We start from the raw sequence: 18,540 nt of genomic DNA on the forward strand, positions 1-18,540 counted from the left end.
GTGACGATAGCTGAGTGGTTCCACCTGTTCCCATACCGAACACAGTAGTTAAGCACTCATACGCCGAAAGTACTTGTCTGGAGACGGACTGGGAGGATAGGGCGTTGCCAGTTAAGCTGAAAGCACCCTGTAGGGTGCTTTTTTCGTATATAAATTTATGCAAAGAAATAAGCCCTTTGCGCAGGGCTTATCTTTGTGTTAGTTTGTTTTATTTTAAGCAGGCCTGAATAATGAACTGGTTAGCCAGTACATTCATATTGGCTGAGTTAATCTTGCCAGCGGCTGCGAAATCTTCCCAGGCTTCGCTGTATTTTTTCTGTCCGACATGGCAAAGGCCTATGAGGTTTTGTGCATCAGCACTGCGGGCTTCGATTTGCAGGAGTTTTTGCAAGTCGGCGATGGCGCCCTCATAGTCGCGGTCACGGTAGCGGAGCAATGCGCGGTTGTACCAGGCTTGATTGGTGTTCGGCTGCAGGGTAATCAGCTGGTCGTAGGCTTTTCGTGCGGCTTTTTTGTCGCCGAGTTTTTCTGCGGTGATGGCCAGATTGAACAGAGCTTCGCCAGACTGTGGATTTAATTTCTGCGCAGCGGCAAAATCGGTTTGGGCATTTTTGAAGTCATCGCGATTATAATAGACAATACCGCGATAGATTAAATTGGCTGCTTCGTCAGGTGCCTGACTGATTTTTTTCTGGGCTGCCTGCAGGGAGGCTTCGGAGCCGTTAGGGGCCTGTGCTTCGCGCCAGAGCATGAGAATCTCCTGCCCGTAGTTTTTGCCGGGCACGGCCCAGGCACCGTTGAGTTTTGTCCAGGTCAGCACTTTGCCATGCAGGTCAGGACGGTTCGTTACTACATGCTGGTAGCGTGGGTCAACGAGTGCCTGCACCGGCGGTTTGTACTTGGTATAGGCAATCAGGTGCTGGATATGGGCGCGGACGCCTAACTGCGGTGTGTTAAAACTGTAGCCAGGTTCGTGGTTGCCAGTGGCACCCAAACCACAGAAATTATTTTGTTTGGGTGAAACATCACCGCCGTAGGCAAAGAAGCCGGTTTCTTTCAATGCCTGACAGAGTGCTACATCGGGGCGTACACCTTCAACGGCGGCTTCCTTATAGTAATAGCCGACAATTTCTTCGACCGAGCAGTTAAGCTTAGGGGCAGTATTGCGCTTTTTGATAAATGTGACCATCTGCTCCTGACTGGCTTCGGCTGTTCCTAGAATGGTGATGGTTTCCGGATTTTCCGTTACCTCCATCATGGGAATAGCAAAAGCCGGCTCACAGCGAAAATGTACAGAGGAAATCGCTCGTTTGTTGATTTCTCCGGGTATTTTTTCCGGAAAGACTGGGCGGCCTTCAATGGTACGCTGGGCAACGGGAGTATCTTTTACGGGAGCAGCACAGCCGGCAACCGGCAGTAGCAGGCAGCCAAGGGTCAACGCGGGAACGATAGTGCGAACAAGACGCATGATAATAACCTCCTTCAAACTTGTATCTCTTTATCAGTATAACACAGTTACCCGGTGTTTTAGCAAGTGAGCAGGGATATCCTTTTTTTCGGCGAAACATAATAAAAAAGGCTTGGTGAAGGGAGCGGGGCTGGTGAAGGTGGAAAATTTTTTAGCTGTATATGAACAGGCCCTGAAGTGCTATAAACAGGGAGATTGCGATACTGCCTGGCAAATGATAACGGAATTCGAACAAGAACAGGGAACACAGGTACTTCTAGGGGGATTACTAAAGGCATATATTCTGCGCACGCAAAAAAAATATGTATCCGAAATTTCCCTGCTGGAAGATTTGGTGCGGGATTTTATGGATAGTGAAGATAAAAAACGTTTGGCAGATGCTTATAGCCTTTTAGGTGCGGCCTATCGTATGCTGGGACAGAGTGAGTCGGCAGTGGCGGCTTTTGTGCGGTCTGCTCAGTTAGAGCCGAGCACAGGCAGACAATTGACGGAAATCAGCAATGCGCTGTTTGCGGCTAATGCTATTGAAGATTTGCCCGCGGCGAAGATGCAGGAGCTTTATGCGCAATATCGTCGCGATTTACAGGAAATGGCGGTACCGGCGTATCCAAAACCGGCATGGCATCATTCTAAAATCCGTGTGGGCTATTTGTCGGCGGATTTGCGTGACCATGCGGTGGGACAGTTTGTAAGGCCATTTTTTTTCCATTATAATCCTGCTGATTTTGAAGTTTTCGTCTATCAGCTCAATAAGGACAGTGATTTTGTCACGGAGGATTTGCGCAGTGCTCCTGCGCATTGGCGGAATTTGGCAGGTGCGGAATTTGCGGAGATTGCCCGAGTCATTCGCGAGGACGAAATCGATATTCTCGTGGAACTAGGGGGACATACAGCAGGCAATGCCCTGCCGGTTTTTGCCTATCGTCCTGCGGCTGTACAACTGTCGGGGATTGGTTATTTCAATAGTACGGGTATTCACGAGTGTGATGGTTTTTTATCGGATATCTATTGTGCGCCGGAAGAAAATTCGCCTTATTTTACGGAAAAATTGCTGCGTCTGTCAAACACGCATTTCTGCTATCAGCCGTATAAAACGTTTCCGCAGGTATCGCCGCCGCCCTGTCTGCAAAATGGCTATATCACCTTTGGTTCCTTCAATAACTTTGCCAAGGTCAATGATGGGATGCTGCATTTGTGGCGGGAAATTCTGCTGCGGGTGGCCAATTCCCGGTTGATTCTCAAACATCAGTTGCTGGGCACAGAGGAAGGCAGAACGTATACGCTGAATCGGCTGAAAAAATTACAGCTGCCTATAGAGCGGATTGAATTGCGTCCGTACGCGAAGGATTATTTGCAGGAGTATGCGGATATGGATATTGCGCTCGATACCGCACCTTATCCCGGAGGGCTTACCACCTGTGAGGCCCTTTATATGGGCGTGCCGGTGGTGGTACTATCTGGCAATCGTCATGGTGCCCGGTTTGGCAAGAGTTTCTTGTCCAATCTTGGCTTGGCGGAATTGGCAGCGGAAACTGCCGATCAGTATGTGAATATTGCGGTGGCTATGGCCGGAGACCAGGAATTGCTATTGGCTTTGCGGCAGAATTTACGGCGGATGATGCAGGCTTCACCATTGATGGATGCGCAGGGTTATATGCGGGATGTGGAGCATTTGTATCGCAAAATTTTGGCGGAGATAAATTAATTTGTGAGCAGGAAAAGAGTGCCTGACGTCGAATAGTCAAATTAAGATAAGAATCGCAATAGTTGGATAAGGGAATAAGAGGCGAATTTGGAGGGATAGGTATGTCGTTAAAAGGACGATTTTTGGTGATGGTTATCGGCATTGCTGTGTTGACTACCCTTTGCGTCAGTGCGGCGTTTATCGTCAACCTGAAATCTGAGTCGGAGCGGCAGGTTGCTTCGGTAAAGCAGACCATGATTACAGATGTAGAGCGGGAATTGAAGATTGAGACAGAAACCGCAATTTCTATCATTAAACAGGTCTATGACCGTCAGCAGAAAGGCGAATTGACTGAGGAAGAAGCGAAGAAACAAGCGGCTGATTTGGTGCGTGATTTGCGCTATGACGATGGCAAGGGCTATTTTTGGGTGGACACCTATGATGGCGTAAATGTCGTGCTTTTGGGCCGTGATACGGAGGGCAAATCACGTATCGGCCTTACGGACCCTTCCGGCAAGCAATTCATTAAGGAAATGATTGAAAATGGCCGCAAGGAAGGCGGCGGCTATACGGATTTGATGTTTGCTAAGCCCAATGAGACAACGCCGCTGCCCAAGCGTAATTATACCGCAACCTTTGCGCCTTATAAGTGGGTACTGGGAACTGGTGTCTGGATTGATTACATTGACAGCCGGATTGCTGAAGAACAGGCGGCTGCTGACGAAGCGTTTAAGTCCACCTTGATTAACACGATTATCATCAATATTGTGTTGCTCGCTATTTTTTCGGCATTGGGGCTTTGGGCCGCAAATTCCTTGGTCGGGCCGCTGCAGATTGTAACCGCCCGTCTGGGCGTTATGGCAACGGGCGATTTGCGGGAGGACAACTCCCTGGAGGAAGTCTTCCATCGTACCGATGAAATCGGTGAAATGAGTCGTGCCTTGCATAAGGTGCAGACGGAAGTCAGCAGCATGATGAAGCAGATTATCGAGGCGAGCCAGCAGGTGGCATCTTCCTGCCAGCAGCTGACCGACAGCTCGGAACAATCCGCAGAAGTCAGCGGCACGGTGGCTAATTCCATCGTCAATGTGGCCGGTTCCTGCAGTGAGCAGTTCACGGAAGTGGAAAATGCCAGCTCTAATATTGAAAGCCTGTCGCAGAGCATGGAGCGGTTCAAGAAAACCATTGAACATGCCGGTCAGGTAGTATCTGAAGCCAAAGGACAGGCCGACAGCGGTGAAAAAGAGGTCACTGGTGCGGTGAAACAGATGGAACTCATCGAGCAGTCTGTGAGCCAGTCGGCTCAGGTTATAGAAGAATTGGGCAAGGAATCCGATAAGATTGGCACGATTGTGGATGCGATTTCCCAGATTGCTGAGCAGACGAACCTCTTGGCGCTGAATGCGGCGATTGAAGCAGCACGGGCCGGTGAACATGGCCGTGGCTTTGCCGTAGTAGCCGATGAAGTCCGTAAGCTGGCGGAGCAGTCCAGTTCTTCGGCAGGGGAAATTTCCAGTTTGATTGGTTCCATTCAGGAAAAAGCCCGCAATGCCGTATCCGTTATGCAGGATGGCGTATCGCAGGTACAAAATGGTGTAGGTGCCGTCAATGGTGCCGGTAACAGCTTTAAGGATATTGCCGGTATGGTTGAGCAGGTTGTGGATGAAACCACAGAAATGGAACGTACGGTGGCAAGTCTGGCGAAAAATACCAGCACCATTGCCGATGCGATTAATAAGATTAGCGAGATGAGCCGCAACGTCGCCTCCGAAGCAGAATCGGTATCGGCTGCCACTGAGGAACAGACGGCTACCATGAATGAGATTGCCGGTGCCAGCCGCCGTCTGACGGAAATGGCCGAAAGCATGGAATCCTCTGTGGAGCGGTTCAAGATTTAACTGTCTTGACAGAAAAAAAAGGCAATGCTAACATAAATAGCAAGTTAATTGTGATGGTTTCGGCGGAAATGTATTCTGCCGAAGCCATCTTCGTGTATTACATTAGAAGGAGAACTATATGCAGGACTTGATTGGTCAGGATATAAAAAAAATTACGCAGGATATATTGGTCGATTATGATAAAGCGCGTCATATAGACAAGTTGGATGTATTCAACCAGCCGGATACCAAGGTGATTTACGAGTTGATTGGGGAACTCACGCGCGTTGCCTATCCCGGTTACGTTAAAGACCCACATTATCGGATTTACGATATTCGCAATAACCTGTCGATGGTCATTGAGGATATTGCCTTCCGTCTGAATAAGCAGATTGCCATAGCTCTGCGTTATGGCATGAAGCTCGATGAGGAAACGTTGGATGCGACCAAGGCCGAATCACAGCGTATCACGCTGGCTTTCTTGCGGCAGATTCCTAAGATTCGGGAGTATTTGGCGACTGATGTGGAAGCACTCTTTGATGGTGACCCTGCGGCGGAAAGTGCAGATGAAATCATCTTTGCCTATCCCGGTCTTTATGCGGTGACGGTGTTCCGCTTTGCCCATGAGCTCTATAAGCTCAATGTGCCGGTGATTCCCCGCATTATGACGGAACTGGCGCACAGCAAGACGGGGATTGATATCAATCCGGGCGCGACCATTGGCAAGTATTTTATGATTGACCATGGCACGGGTATCGTTATCGGGGAAACCACGGAAATTGGTGAACATGTGAAAATCTATCAGGGGGTTACCTTGGGGGCACTTTCCACTTCCGGCGGGCGGAAACTCTTTAATAAGAAGCGCCATCCGACCATTGAGGACAATGTGACCATTTACTCCGGGGCATCCATTTTGGGCGGTGATACGGTAATTGGCAAGGGTTCACTTATCGGCGGCAATGTGTTCCTGACCCATTCCGTGCCACCAGAAACGAGGGTCAGCGTTAAGAATCAGGAATTGCGTTACAATATGGGAAGCTGTGATCTATAACATGTTTTTCCTTCATTCCTATATTTCTGTCAATTCACACTTGCGCTTTGAAACAGGCGTGATATAATGGATAGGTATGTATTTTCCCCATAGACTCATTGTATCCCCATCAATGAGTTTTTTCGTTTTTTACTTTACTGCAAAGCAAGGAGTTTTGAAATGTCGAGAATCAAAGACGCTTTTGATGCCGTAGCTGCGGCTATCATCGCCCAGAAGGATTATCTGTCGGATATTGATGCCAAAGCCGGTGACGGCGACCATGGTTTTAATATGGCTCGCGGATTTCGGGCCGCACAGGAAATTGTCGATGAAATGGAAGATACGAGCCAGCCTGGCCCAGTGCTCAAGAAAATCGGCAAAGCACTCATTCAGAATGTGGGCGGCGCAGCCGGCCCTCTCTATGGTGCAGCTTTCGTCAAGGCCGGTGAAGCCTGCGATGAAGAAACCCGCATGAACGTCAAGAGCTTTGAAAAGCTTTTGGCAGCTGCCATTGAGGCGATTCAGGCTCGCGGTCGCGCCGAGCAGGGTGATAAGACCATCTTGGATGCTCTGATCCCCATTCACGACTGCTTCCTGCCAGAAAATGTGGAAGACAAGAATCTCTTTGAGGTTCTGCAGGAAGCCTCTAAAGCCGCTGGTGATGGCGTAAATTACACCAAGGAAATCCCCGCGAAAAAAGGCCGTGCCAGCCTCGTAGGCGAGCGCAGCATCGGCGTGGAAGATCCCGGTGCAGTCAGCACGATGCTGATGTACCGCGCTCTGTATCAGTTCTTGAAACGCTAAGCGTTTTTATTGTAAGTTTTTAGGAGGAAGTTTCATTGAGTCAGAAGGTTCGTACCCGTTTCGCACCAAGCCCCACGGGTTATATGCATATTGGCAATCTGCGCACGGCGCTTTACGGTTATCTCTACGCCAAAGCCCAGAAGGGCGATTTTATCCTGCGTATTGAGGATACCGACCGTACGCGTTATGTGGCCGATGCGGTGGATTTCATCAACCGCACGCTCGAAATGGCGCATATCGTGCCAGACGAAGGCCCGGATATCGGCGGCGACTGCGGCCCCTATGTGCAGAGTGAGCGTATGGACATCTATAAGAAGTACGCTGAAGAACTGGTGAAGACCGGTCATGCTTACTACTGCTTCTGCGACCCGGACGAAGACCATTCTGCCGGCGAGTTCGGCGGCTATGACCGTACCTGCCGTGATTTGGATGCTGCAGTAATCGAAGAGCATCTGAAAAATGGTGATGCGTACGTTATCCGTCAGAAGATGCCGCTCGATGGTTCGACCACGTTCTTTGATGTGCTGCATGGCAACATCACCATTCCGAACTCCGAATTGGAAGATCAGGTGCTCTTGAAGCGTGATGGCATGCCGACCTACAACTTTGCTAACGTAATCGATGACCATCTGATGGGCATCAGCCATATCATGCGCGGTGCTGAATTCATCACGTCCACGCCGAAGTACATCCTGCTCTATGAAGCTTATGGCTGGGAAGTGCCGACCTTTATTCATCTGGCACCGGTTATGGGCAAGAATGAAGATGGTTCTGTGTCCAAACTCTCCAAGCGTCATGGGGCAACGAGCTTTGACGATTTGGTGAAACTGGGCTATCTGCCGGAAGCCATTACGAACTATGTGGCACTCCTTGGCTGGAACCCCAAGACCACCAATCAGGAAATCTTCTCCATGGAAGAACTGATTGCGCACTTCGAGCTGGATGGACTGTCCAAGTCTCCGGCTGTGTTCGACTATGACAAACTGGGCTGGATTAACGGCGAATACTTCAAGGCCATGAGTGATGAAGAATTTGCTAAGCGTGCCCGTGAATTTGTCGGTGAACTGCCGGATTACCTCGAAAAGAACTGGCAGATGGTGGCAGCGCTCTTAAAGACACGCGTACAGCGCTTCAGCGATGTGAAAGAGGAAATCGACTTCTTGATTACGCTGCCGGAATTTGATGCTGAGCTTTACAACAACAAGCGCAACAAGGTTAATCCGGAAAAGGCCGCTGAGCTCATGCCGAAACTGGTGGAGCTCTTGGAAGGCGTAAGCGAAGCCGATTGGAACAACGACAGCCTTTACGCTAAGCTCGAAGAATACATCGCTGCCCAGGAACTCAAGAAGGGCCTTGTGATGTGGGTATTGCGTATCGGTGTAGCCGGTAAGTCCGTTACGCCGGGCGGCGCTACGGAAATCCTGTCTGTACTGGGCAAGGAAAATTCTCTGGCCCGTCTGCAAAAAAGCCTTGCCAACCTTACGGCATAGTGCTATAATAATTTGAGTCAGCAACAGTAGAGTTGCTTTTGGCGCCTTCGTCAAGCGGTTAAGACACTGGCCTCTCACGCCAGGTTCACGGGTTCGAATCCCGTAGGCGTCACCATCGGCACCTTCGTCAAGCGGTTAAGACACCGGCCTCTCACGCCGGGTTCACGGGTTCGAATCCCGTAGGTGTCACCATATGAAAATACAGGAGCTATGAATTTTCATAGCTCCTTTTTTGCGTAAATTGCAGTTTATCGATGTTATTGCGAGCTTTATTATGATTGTCACAGCTCAGTTGGGGCGGAGGTGGTAATACTTTCCGCCGTTGCACTAAATGACCCACAAGCAAATGTATGGGCTTTTTTAGTTACCTGCGCCGGGCAAGACCGGCGGCGCGTATGTTCAGCTCAATGTCTAGGAACTATCGTTTGTGGGCCAGTCCTCACTTCGTTCGGACAGTCGTTCCACGGCGAAAAGCATCACCACCTCCGCCCTAAGCGATGTCCGTATGAAACGTCATTTTCGCAGTGACAAGCGGCAAGTACATCGATGTTCTTGTGACGGGATAACGAGTTCGTGACAATTGTCTAAAGCGTAACTTTGTTGGAATGAACTGCTCCCTACCAAAAGTTTCGTCTGTATCATGTGGCTATGTTGTATTGGCAAGCACCAAGTACATCGATGTTCTTGTAACGAGAGCAACGAGTTCTCGCCGATTGCATAATCCGCAGCTTGGGGCGAACGGGGAGTGCTTTTTCTGTTAGGAGCGACTGCCTGAACGCAGTGAAGGCCGGCCCCTTTAGGAAGCAGCTAAGTAAATACGCTGAAAGCAGCGCCGTTGGCCTGCCCGGCGCAGGTAACTGGACCGCTATTTTTTTCGAGGGGGTCGTTTAGCGGGAAACAGAAAAAGTACTCCCCGTTTGCCCCCTGACAACGTATGACCTGGATACCTTTATCACGAACTTGCCGACAAACTGCAATTTATATGTGTGGAGGTTCATTTTCAGTAGGGACTGCTTAGTGCAAACAGAGGAACAGCAGGGGGAAGATTAGCAGGAGGTAGGCGGCTGTGGTGATGACGAAGGAGGATACGGTGATATCGACGTTGAGTTTGTAGATTTTGGCGGCCAGTACCGCGTTGATGGCGGTGGGGCAGAAGGTCAGGATGGTCAGGGTTCCACGCAGGATGGGGTCGTTGACGATTAGCCAGGTCAGGGCGATGAAAAGGGCCGGGGTGATGACGAAGCGCAGGAGGGTCAGGGTGCGTACGGCTTTGGCATACTGGCGCACCTTGCCGAAGTCGATAAGGAAGCCTACGGGGAGCATGGCAATCCAGGCGCCGATGTGCACGAGGCTTTGGAAGATGGTGCCCAGTTCTGCCGGGCGTTCGATGCCGTTGGCGTTGAGCAGTAAGCCGATGGCCATGCCTAAAAGGCTCAGTTGGTTGATGGAGAAGAACATTTCGCGGAAGGTGTGACTGCGGCTGGATTTGCGGACGGAAGCGGTGTGTTTGAGGTAGTAGTATTGCGCCATAGGGAAGACGACTATGCAGAGCAGCACATTTTGTGTCGTACCGATGAGCTGGGAGTAGGCGTAGCCTTGTTCGTTGTAGAGAATAAAGGCGCAGACTCCGCCTAATGTGCCCAGGTTAGCGAGCATAGCACTGGCGATGAAGGCCCCTCTGTCCAGCAGGTTTTCAATATGGCGGGCAAAGAGAAGGTAGCCGATGGCACCGGGGAGCAGCACCAGCATCATGCCGAACAAGGGCACAAGCAGCAGGTTCCATGACAAGGGCAGTACCCAGAAACTCAACAGGGACAAGCTGGTATATACGCAGATGACATTAAAGCGTATCACCTTGTTGATGATATTATCCGACACCCAGTGCCGATGGTGCATAAAATAGCCCACCACCAAAGGCATGATTAAATCCGTTACCACATAGAGAATCCGCATTGCTGTACCGTCCAAAAAATCCACTCCTGTCAAAGTCAAATGATAAAATTATCCTATCACCTTTTGTACAGGCTGTAAATGGCAGGGGGGCAGGAAAATATGGTATAATGAGAGAATGTAAACAGGGGAGGTGGAGTGTGTGGCAGAAAAAATAAAGCCGGAATTATTGCAGTTTTTGCAGCCAGGGGAGCTGCCGCTGCATATTTTGGTGGTGGAAAGTCTGGTCTATCTGCCCGAGCTGCGGCAGATGTTTCCTTGCGCCCAAATCTATGCTGTGACGGCGGATGCCGATGCTATGCTGGATTATCCGGATTTAGGTGTAGAGTTTACGGAACTGAATTATTTGGAGGCACCGCTGCCTTACCCTAAAGAGTTTTTTGATTACATCATCTCGGATTTGACCTTGGAGCAGGCCGGGCACCCGCAGGATATTGCGGCCGGTTTTTCCCGTTTTTTGAAGGAAACAGGAAGTTTTCTGACCAGTTTCCGCAATATCCGCCACTGGTCCCAAATGCTGGATTTGCTGGACGGACATTATTACAATGTAGTGGCGCGGCTCTTTGCCCGGCAGGAATTTGAACGCCTGCTTTATGCTTCCTATTATAAGATGGTCTTTATGGAAACGCAGAAGCGTCCCGCTGAGGAACAGACCCTGCAAAAGCTGTTAGCGGCAGGTTTTGATAATGAAGGGGACGATTTGAACACGGAGTTTTACCTCGTGCGGGCGGACCGTTCCATGCCGGAAATGGCACTTTTGAAATCCATGTACACCAAGGCGCAGCGGCGGCTGCTTTCGACCTATTTGCACCGGATTGAGTATGGTGTGGAGACGGAGAAAAACTGCCGGGCGTTTTGGGCTTTTTATCGGGATACGGGGCTTTTTGCCGATTATACGGCGGCATTTATCAAACAGGCGGTATTCCATCCGGTGCGTTTTTACCGGCAGCTGATGGCAGAGACGGCGGCAGAACAGGCGGAGGTCGGTTTGTTCCTTCAGAGTGCCATGCAGAACGCCACTACGGAGGAAGAAGCACAATATTTACAGGAACTTTTGCAGGAATGGCAGGGGATGCAGAATGCGTGATGAATTGTTGGACGAAACGAAGATTGCCTTTATTACCTGTGTGAATAGCGATGACTGGTACAGTGAATGCCGTCTGTATCTGGAAAGCCTGATTATACCTGAGGGCATGACGGCTGAATTTATCCCGATAAAGGATGCGCCGTCTATGTGTGCCGGTTATAATGAAGGCCAGGAAAAGAGCAATGCACGCTACAAGGTCTATCTTCATCAGGATACCTTGGTGGTCAATAAAAATCTGGTACAGGATTTACGTGGTATCTTTGCCGATACGTCTATCGGTGCTGTAGGCGTGATTGGCTGCCGCAGTCTGCCGCGCAGCGGTGTATGGTGGGACGGCCTGCGGACTTATGGCCGGGTACTGCATGCCTGTGAGCCGGAAAGTGTAGTGGATTCTCACTGCCGTGAGCCAGAAGGGGCTTATCAGGAAGTGGAAGCCGTAGATGGCTTGTTTATCGCGACGCAGCATGATATTCGCTGGCGTGAGGACATCTTCACGGGCTGGCATCTTTACGATACCTCCATGTGCAAGGAGATGCAGCGGGCGGGATATAAGGTCGTGGTGCCCAATCAGGAGCAGGATTTTTGGTGTATTCACTGTCCAAAAGAAAAGCCTTTGGCCTATGAGTACAAGGGCTATCAGAAGGCATTTATTCGGGAATATGGCAGAGAACTGAATCCTGAGGTGTGAAGACGATGGAACAGCAAGAATTTTTATGTATTGAACCGGCTTATCTTGAACAGTTCTTTTGCGATGGCAGTAAATGCGGTGGCTCTATCTGCTGCTATGGCTGGCAGCAGATTTTAGACGATGCTGCGCTGGCGCGTTATCGCGCCCTGGAAGGAGAAGACGGGGAAAAGCTGCGCAGGGGACTGGTGTATTTGCCTGAAGCGGAGAACTTTGGGTTTCTGCATAAGGATGACCACTGTGTATTTTTGCGGGCGGACGGCTTATGCGGCCTGCAAAAAAAATACGGGGCGCAGATGCTTACGGATGTATGTGCTGAATATCCCCGCAAGACCAGGCTCTTTCCGCATGATGTCGTGGAACGTGCCTTATGCGTGACCTGCCCTGTAGCGGCAGAGCTGATTCTGCAAAATGACGAGCCCTTGCAGCTGGTCAAGCGGCAGATTCAATCGGCACGCAGTAATTATTTCCTGCCGGCAGGTGATGCAGAGGCGATGGAGCAGCTAAGTTTTTTTGACTGGCAGGCAAGAGGCATGGCGATATTGCAGGATAGGAAACAAACGCTTAATCAGCGGCTGGCCATGCTCCTGCAAGAACTGGCAAAAGCGGATGAACACCTGCCCTGGGGCAGAGATACGGCAGACGTGGTTTGGGAGCCGTGGTCCGTAGCGAAACAGGCCGATTTTTTCTGCCGTTTTGTGCGGGGCATTGAGGATGATACGGCAAAGACAGCCGCGTATCTGGAGCTGGTGGAAAAGGTTAAGGTACAGGGCTTCATGGAGCAGGCAGAGGCACAGAATTTGCTGTGGGAAAAATGCGAGGGTCCCTATGGCCTGATGCTGGAAAATTATCTGGTCAATGAGTGGTTTAAGGAGCTTTATCCCTGTGCAGTTTTGGGGACCTATGCTTATAATGGGCTGTATTTTGTGGTACAATGGGAGATATGGCAATTTTTGCTGCTGCTGGAATTAACGGCGGCAGAGAAAGCGATCGATGTGCCCCGTCTTATCCGGGAAACAGCCGGCTGGTTAGCATCCCGCCTGAATCACTACACCACCGCGCAAAATGTGCTCATGGAGCTTTTGCGGGATAAATAAAGGATAAGCGGGCGGAAGTGTAGAATTAATAATAGCAATGCATAAGCATTTAGATAAATCTTGGGAGTTAGTCTGTTTATGGATCATGATACGTTAAATTGGCTTAATCTGGCGGATAAGTTTGCTAGTGAAGGTGACCCGAAGGGCATGCGGGCGTGTGCGCGGGAACTTTGGCAGCTTGATGCGGAAAGCATGGACGGGGCAGCGGTTATGGCGGAAGCGGCCCTATATACAGGGGATTATGAGGAAGCCCATGCCCTGTTGGATGAAATCCTGCGCAAGAAGCCCCAGCACCTGCGGGGCAGGCTGGCAGCGGCAGGGCTGGCTGCTGTGGAATTTCGTCTTGATGAGGAAATTCCTGAACTGAATAAGCTGGTTAATGAGCTGGAACGCAAACTTTGGGCGTTGACTCCTGATGAACCTTATTACAAGATTGTTCTTTATTTGTTGCAAAAGGCACAGGCCTGGCTGGCAGATGCTTATTATTTGGCAGCCCAGCCGGATAAATCGGCAGCGCTCATGCTGGCTTATAGCAAAAAAGCTGCTGATGATGAGGAAAAGGCAGCTGCCTACAGTAAGTTCCTGTTTATGCGCAATTATCGGGAACAGGGTGCCTTGGAAGGAAAACAGCTGGCAGAAAAATATGAGCCCATGCTGAATGTCACGCCTTATCGTCATGAACAGGTAAAGAAACTTCCCGAAAAAAAGCTGCGTATTGGCTATATTTCGCCGGATTTCCGTCAGCACGCCGTGGCTAACTTTGTAGCTCCGTTGTTAAAGAATTTTGACAGCAGCCGTTTTAGCGTATATGCCTACTCCACGGGCAAGCGTGATGAGGTGACCAAGCGATTGATGGCTTCGCCGGTTACCTGGCGTGATTTGCGGGGGCGCAGTCCCCGGACGGCGGCACGCCTGATTGCCGAAGATCATATTGATATCCTGGTGGATCTTTCGGGGCACAGCAACGATAACTGTATGCCGATTATGGCCTTGCGTCCGGCCCCTGTGCAGGTGGCGGGCATTGGCTATATGAATACTACAGGACTTTCGACCGTGGATTATTTCCTGTCTGATGAGGTGTGTCTGCCCAGTGGTGACATGGCAGAACAGGGGTTTACGGAAAAAATCCTGCGCCTGCCCCATTCCCATCTTTGCTATGTGCCGGGAGCCGTGCGGGAAATCCCGCCTGCCGGGACGGAGGCACCATGTCTTAAAAATGGTTATATCACCTTTGGGTCATTCAACAATCTGGCCAAAGTGACCGATGAAACATTGCTCCTTTGGCGGGGGATTTTGGAACAGGTGCATAGCTCTAAATTGGTGCTCAAAGGGAAGATTTGCAGCATTGATTCCGGCCGGGCAATCTTACGGGAACGGCTGAAGCGGTTGAGTTTTGATTTGGCTCGGGTGGAAATGCGCCCGTACAGTCCCGATTATTTAGAACAGTACAGGGATATTGATATTGCCTTGGATACTATGCCCTATAATGGAGGTTTGACTACCTGCGAAGCTCTGTTTATGGGCGTGCCGGTTGTGAGCCAGCGCGGCCGCCGCCATGGTTCGCGCTTTGGGGCGTCGATTCTGGTCAATGCCGGGGTAAAGGAACTGGTGGTGGAAAACGATATCAACTATGTGCGTCGGGCTGTGCAGTTAGGCAATTCACCGGAGTTAATCGGTGCGTATCATTCGGGACTGAGGGCGAATCTTTTGAAATCGCCTTTGATGGATGTGAAAAATTATATGCAGGAATTGGAACGTGGATATTGTGCAATATGGCGAAATTTTTGCACAATATAAAAAACACTTGCATTTTTGATAAAAACAATATATAATAATAAATATGGACGTTCTTTTTCTCGGCGTAATCTACGGAAACACTATAGGGGACTCAGGGATACAGGGACATCTAAATATTATTTTCTTTTTAGGTAAGGGGATTATCGTATGGCTTTTGAAGACAAAACACTGGTATGCAAAGAATGTGGGAAGGAATTTACGTTCACCGCTGGCGAACAGGAATTCTACGCTGAGAAGGGGTTTGAAAACGAACCGGCTCGCTGCCGCGATTGCCGCGACAAGCGCCGCCGTAGCCGTGATGGTGGTGAAGCCCGTCAGATGTTCAAGGTAGTTTGCGCAGAATGCGGCAAGGAAACGGAAGTTCCGTTTGAACCGAAGAACGATCGTCCGGTATACTGCCGTGACTGCTTCAACAAAAAAAGAGGCGAAGCAATGTAATGATTAACACTTGCAGTTTTTCTGTAGTGTGATATACTTACATTGTGCGTGACGAGTGGAGTTTGAGCGAAACGCTCAGACTCCATTTTTGTATCACTGTAAATTTTATTTGAGAGTGGGGATTATCTATGAACATGAAAAAAGTTTTGTCGCTTTTGGTAGCTGGCGCCTTTGCCATGTTTGCCTTTGCCGGCTGTGGCAGCGATCAGGCAGCAGCACCGGCAGGCGGTGACAAACAGGCGAAGGTCTTGAAGGTTGGTTCTTCCATCGACTTCCCGCCGTTTGAATTCCAGGATGAAGGACAGAAAGAATATCAGGGCTTTGATATGGACCTTATCCGTGCCATCGGCAAGGAAATGGGACGCGAAGTGGAAATCCAGAATCTGGGCTTTGACGGCCTGATTCCGGCACTGCAGGGCAAGAGCATTGATGTGGCTATCTCCGGCATGACCATCAATGACGAACGCAAGGCCAATGTGCGTTTTTCTGAACCGTATTATCAGTCCGGTCTGACGATGGTTGTCCGTCAGGATGAAGAAGCCATCAAGAAGTTCGCTGACCTCAAGGGCAAGAAGGTAGCTGTACAGATTGGTACGACGAGTGCTGCGGAAGTGAAGAAAATCGAAGGCGTGGAAATCAAGGAACTCAATACGCCGGCTGACTGCTTCATGGAACTCAAGGCCAAAGGCGTAGATGCTGTGGTCAATGACCGCCCGGTTAATGACTACTTCATCACGAAGAATGCCGCTCAGGGCGTAAAGACGCTGGAAGAAAAACTCACGGCTGAAGATTATGGCATTGCCATTAACAAGGACAATGAGGAACTGCAGAAGGAAATTAACGCTGCCCTCAAGAAGCTGAAAGAAAACGGCGAATACGACAAGATTTTCGCTAAATGGTTCGGCGAAAAGAAATAAGAGTGAAATTTTCGAGGCGCTGTGATGAAATGCGAAAGTATTTTATCCACAGCGCTTTTTCCATTTTACAGCATGGGGCATGCTATTTTGTGGCCTTAAGCGGGCGTAACAGGCAGGATGTTCATGGTGTTTGTCGAATTTGTAAAGAAATGGATACATATAGCATATGTCTTATGTCCTTAAGGGACAGTCAGGGCGTATGATTCCTTTATAGAGGAGGCAGAGGATATGGCAAGTGAGGTTGTGCAGAAAGAAACGAAGTTGGCTAATGGCTGGTTGGCTTGGCGTGTCGAGGGACGGATAGATATTTCTAACGCTGAGTCTGTTTATTTGAGTGGAAAAAAAATCGTTGAGCGTGAGGACAGGACTGTTCTGGATATGGAGGCTGTGTCGTATATTTCCAGCGCGGGACTCCGTATACTTTTGCGTCTGTTTAAGAAAGCCAACAGGGAAGGCAAGGAGTTTTCGGTAGCAGGGGCTGCTGGTATGGTGAAGAAGATTCTGCTCGATAGTAATATGAACTCGTATTTAACCATGCACCAATCACTCGATGAACTTTGAGTTCAGCAGACCGGGAGTGAGGGGATAAAGGGGGTGGAGGGATGTCAGTCAGCAAACGTCTGAGCTTTGGCAATGATGATTTGGAAACAACAATTGAGGATGTTCGCGAGGCTTTTGAAAAATCACCGGTTTCGGAGGATGATTGTATAAAAATATGTCTTCTGCTGGAGGAGGCACTGCTTCGTTGCCAGCAGCATTTTGGTCAGGAGTATCAATTCAGCCTTCAGATTCAAAAGTGGTTTGGGGTACCGAAAGTCATTATTCGCATCAAAGGTGAGGCCTATAATCCGCTTAGTGATGGTGATATTGACGATGATGATGATATATTGCCGGCACAAGTCTTAAAAGGACTCATGAATTACGAGCAAGCCGAGACCATTTATACTTATAGGAATGGCTACAATGAGATCAGTACCTATGCCGGAAAAGCGTGGAAACCGATAAAAATACCGGGAGGTTCGATTACCATATCGGCACTGCTGGCGGTAGTGTGTGCCGGTGCCGCTGATTTGCTGCCCACTGCATTACAGGAAGCGGTCATACATGATGTTGCAGAGCCGCTGTTAAAGACGTTAATGGGACTCATCGTTGCGGTTACGGGGCCGTTTGTCTTTATCTCCATCGTTAATGGGATTTGTCTTATGGAGGATGTCGCCACTTTTAGTAATGTGGGACTTAGAGTTATACGCCGCTTTTTTATCGTCATGCTGTGCATGTCACTGTTTGCGGCGGGCGTATGTCAGTTCTTTTTTCCTGTGGTTGTTATAAATGGGGAAAGCAACCTGGCACTGTCTGAATTGTTCCAATTATTTCTAGGCATTTTTCCTCGTAATTTTGTCGCTCCCTTTGTCGAGGGAAATATACTGCAGATAGTCTTCATTGCGATACTGACCGGTATCAGTATTTTAACCTTGACGAATATGATTCCTAACCTGAAGGTCATTGTGGGTGAGTTGAATAAGCTGGTTGTTAAGATGATGGACATTGTTTCCAAAGTTATATATGCGGCGATATTTCTGAATGTTTTCAAGTCGATTGCTGGTAACAGTATGGAAACAATTTTGGCTGTATGGCGGATTGTGGCCTCCAATTATGCATTTTGCATCGGTTTTGGGATGCTTATGCTCATGCATATTGTTTATAAGTACCGGATAAATGTGGCGGATTTTCTGCGTCAGGGGTCGAAGGTGTTTCTAATATCTTTTTCAACTGCTAGCAATACGGCAGCTATGTCGACGAATATGGAATTTGCCAAAGAGCGTTTGAAAATAGAAGGTAAATTCTGTGATTTTTGGCTGCCATTATCCCATGCCATGTTCTCGCCGTCTGCAGCTGCAGCGTTGGTGGCTGGTGTTTTTTATACGGCTTATAATGCACAGATGCCTTTATCCTTATTTTCGCTGTTTATAACCGTTATTTTGGCTTTGCAGCTTAGTATTGCGACACCTCCGGTTCCAGGCGGTATCATGGCTATTTATGCTATTATTTTTAAGCAGCTAGGTCTGCCCTTTGATTCTATTGGTATGCTGATGGTTTCCGCCGTTTTTGTGGTGAATGTATCCTCGGTTATGTCCATGTTGATCAGGGATTGTGAACTCATGGACATTGCGGGCGAGATAGGTAAACGAGGGGCGTCGTTAAAGGAGTAGTTTAGA

At 49.3% G+C, this 18,540-nt stretch carries 15 protein-coding genes, 2 tRNA genes and 1 rRNA gene; 16 read left to right on the forward strand and 2 right to left on the reverse strand.

Annotated elements, in window-relative coordinates; translation table 11 throughout:
• Nucleotides 1-113, forward strand: a 5S ribosomal RNA gene (rrf, locus tag G598_RS0112750); the annotation flags it as partial.
• A 95-nt stretch (nucleotides 114-208) separates the two neighbouring features.
• Here rrf and G598_RS0112755 read toward each other — a convergent pair.
• Nucleotides 209-1,468, reverse strand: coding sequence for a tetratricopeptide repeat protein (locus G598_RS0112755; RefSeq protein ID WP_026767291.1), 1,260 nt, complete (start codon nucleotides 1,466-1,468; stop codon nucleotides 209-211).
• 133 nt (nucleotides 1,469-1,601) lie between these two features.
• Between G598_RS0112755 and G598_RS17950 the strand changes: the two genes are divergently transcribed.
• The 7 genes from G598_RS17950 (at nucleotide 1,602) to G598_RS0112790 (ending at nucleotide 8,545) form a co-directional block, all read left to right on the forward strand.
• Entirely contained in the window at nucleotides 1,602-3,173 is a 1,572-nt protein-coding gene (locus G598_RS17950) for an O-linked N-acetylglucosamine transferase, SPINDLY family protein (protein ID WP_051180302.1), read from the forward strand.
• Nucleotides 3,174-3,274: 101 nt separating this feature from the next.
• Nucleotides 3,275-5,050 carry a methyl-accepting chemotaxis protein gene (locus tag G598_RS0112765; RefSeq protein WP_026767292.1) on the forward strand — a complete coding sequence of 592 codons (1,776 nt, stop codon included), beginning with the start codon at nucleotides 3,275-3,277 and terminating at the stop codon, nucleotides 5,048-5,050.
• Between the two features lie 118 nt (nucleotides 5,051-5,168).
• The gene (locus G598_RS0112770) at nucleotides 5,169-6,080 is read left to right on the forward strand and encodes a serine O-acetyltransferase (RefSeq protein ID WP_026767293.1); all 912 of its coding nucleotides are present in this window, start codon (nucleotides 5,169-5,171) and stop codon (nucleotides 6,078-6,080) included.
• 159 nt (nucleotides 6,081-6,239) lie between these two features.
• Complete coding sequence (dhaL, locus tag G598_RS0112775; RefSeq protein WP_026767294.1) at nucleotides 6,240-6,863, forward strand: dihydroxyacetone kinase subunit DhaL; 624 nt, start codon at nucleotides 6,240-6,242, stop codon at nucleotides 6,861-6,863.
• 35 nt (nucleotides 6,864-6,898) lie between these two features.
• Complete coding sequence (gene gltX, locus G598_RS0112780) at nucleotides 6,899-8,353, forward strand: glutamate--tRNA ligase (protein WP_026767295.1); 1,455 nt, start codon at nucleotides 6,899-6,901, stop codon at nucleotides 8,351-8,353.
• A 40-nt stretch (nucleotides 8,354-8,393) separates the two neighbouring features.
• A tRNA-Glu gene (locus G598_RS0112785) sits at nucleotides 8,394-8,468 on the forward strand.
• 2 nt (nucleotides 8,469-8,470) lie between these two features.
• A tRNA-Glu gene (locus G598_RS0112790) sits at nucleotides 8,471-8,545 on the forward strand.
• Nucleotides 8,546-9,367: 822 nt separating this feature from the next.
• Here the strand turns inward: G598_RS0112790 and G598_RS0112795 are convergent.
• Complete coding sequence (locus G598_RS0112795) at nucleotides 9,368-10,321, reverse strand: AEC family transporter (RefSeq protein ID WP_026767296.1); 954 nt, start codon at nucleotides 10,319-10,321, stop codon at nucleotides 9,368-9,370.
• Nucleotides 10,322-10,445: 124 nt separating this feature from the next.
• Here G598_RS0112795 and G598_RS0112800 point away from each other — a divergent pair, with 124 nt between their 5' ends.
• From G598_RS0112800 to G598_RS0112835, 8 genes are all read left to right on the forward strand, one after another.
• A complete protein-coding gene (locus G598_RS0112800) occupies nucleotides 10,446-11,390 on the forward strand; it encodes a class I SAM-dependent methyltransferase (protein ID WP_026767297.1) in 945 nt (314 codons plus the stop codon).
• The gene (locus tag G598_RS0112805) at nucleotides 11,383-12,078 is read left to right on the forward strand and encodes a glycosyltransferase family protein (protein WP_026767298.1); all 696 of its coding nucleotides are present in this window, start codon (nucleotides 11,383-11,385) and stop codon (nucleotides 12,076-12,078) included. The genes G598_RS0112800 and G598_RS0112805 overlap by 8 nt, the downstream gene beginning before the upstream one ends.
• A 5-nt stretch (nucleotides 12,079-12,083) precedes the next feature.
• On the forward strand, nucleotides 12,084-13,172 hold the full coding sequence (gene fliB / locus G598_RS0112810) for a flagellin lysine-N-methylase (RefSeq protein ID WP_026767299.1): 1,089 nt from the start codon (nucleotides 12,084-12,086) through the stop codon (nucleotides 13,170-13,172).
• A gap of 78 nt (nucleotides 13,173-13,250) precedes the next feature.
• A complete protein-coding gene (locus G598_RS0112815) occupies nucleotides 13,251-14,969 on the forward strand; it encodes an O-linked N-acetylglucosamine transferase, SPINDLY family protein (protein WP_037364323.1) in 1,719 nt (572 codons plus the stop codon).
• A 147-nt stretch (nucleotides 14,970-15,116) separates the two neighbouring features.
• A complete protein-coding gene (locus tag G598_RS0112820) occupies nucleotides 15,117-15,407 on the forward strand; it encodes a zinc-ribbon domain containing protein (protein WP_026760067.1) in 291 nt (96 codons plus the stop codon).
• 128 nt (nucleotides 15,408-15,535) lie between these two features.
• Entirely contained in the window at nucleotides 15,536-16,324 is a 789-nt protein-coding gene (locus tag G598_RS0112825) for a basic amino acid ABC transporter substrate-binding protein (protein WP_026767301.1), read from the forward strand.
• 228 nt (nucleotides 16,325-16,552) lie between these two features.
• On the forward strand, nucleotides 16,553-16,885 hold the full coding sequence (locus G598_RS17955; protein ID WP_037364326.1) for an STAS domain-containing protein: 333 nt from the start codon (nucleotides 16,553-16,555) through the stop codon (nucleotides 16,883-16,885).
• Nucleotides 16,886-16,926: 41 nt separating this feature from the next.
• A complete protein-coding gene (locus G598_RS0112835) occupies nucleotides 16,927-18,534 on the forward strand; it encodes a dicarboxylate/amino acid:cation symporter (RefSeq protein WP_026767302.1) in 1,608 nt (535 codons plus the stop codon).
• Nucleotides 18,535-18,540: the final 6 nt, after the last annotated feature.

Source organism: Selenomonas ruminantium subsp. ruminantium ATCC 12561 (assembly GCF_000424065.1).
GTDB lineage: Bacteria > Bacillota > Negativicutes > Selenomonadales > Selenomonadaceae > Selenomonas_A > Selenomonas_A ruminantium.

Excerpts from the sequence above, each read along its gene's own strand:
- G598_RS0112755 (WP_026767291.1), bottom strand. The coding sequence starts at position 1,468 with ATGCGTCTTGTTCGCACTATCGTTCCCGCGTTGACCCTTGGCTGCCTG.
- G598_RS0112765 (WP_026767292.1), top strand. The coding sequence starts at position 3,275 with ATGTCGTTAAAAGGACGATTTTTGGTGATGGTTATCGGCATTGCTGTG.
- G598_RS0112770 (WP_026767293.1), top strand. The coding sequence starts at position 5,169 with ATGCAGGACTTGATTGGTCAGGATATAAAAAAAATTACGCAGGATATA.
- dhaL (WP_026767294.1), top strand. The coding sequence starts at position 6,240 with ATGTCGAGAATCAAAGACGCTTTTGATGCCGTAGCTGCGGCTATCATC.
- G598_RS0112805 (WP_026767298.1), top strand. The coding sequence starts at position 11,383 with ATGCGTGATGAATTGTTGGACGAAACGAAGATTGCCTTTATTACCTGT.
- fliB (WP_026767299.1), top strand. The coding sequence starts at position 12,084 with ATGGAACAGCAAGAATTTTTATGTATTGAACCGGCTTATCTTGAACAG.
- G598_RS0112815 (WP_037364323.1), top strand. The coding sequence starts at position 13,251 with ATGGATCATGATACGTTAAATTGGCTTAATCTGGCGGATAAGTTTGCT.
- G598_RS0112820 (WP_026760067.1), top strand. The coding sequence starts at position 15,117 with ATGGCTTTTGAAGACAAAACACTGGTATGCAAAGAATGTGGGAAGGAA.
- G598_RS0112825 (WP_026767301.1), top strand. The coding sequence starts at position 15,536 with ATGAACATGAAAAAAGTTTTGTCGCTTTTGGTAGCTGGCGCCTTTGCC.
- G598_RS17955 (WP_037364326.1), top strand. The coding sequence starts at position 16,553 with ATGGCAAGTGAGGTTGTGCAGAAAGAAACGAAGTTGGCTAATGGCTGG.
- G598_RS0112835 (WP_026767302.1), top strand. The coding sequence starts at position 16,927 with ATGTCAGTCAGCAAACGTCTGAGCTTTGGCAATGATGATTTGGAAACA.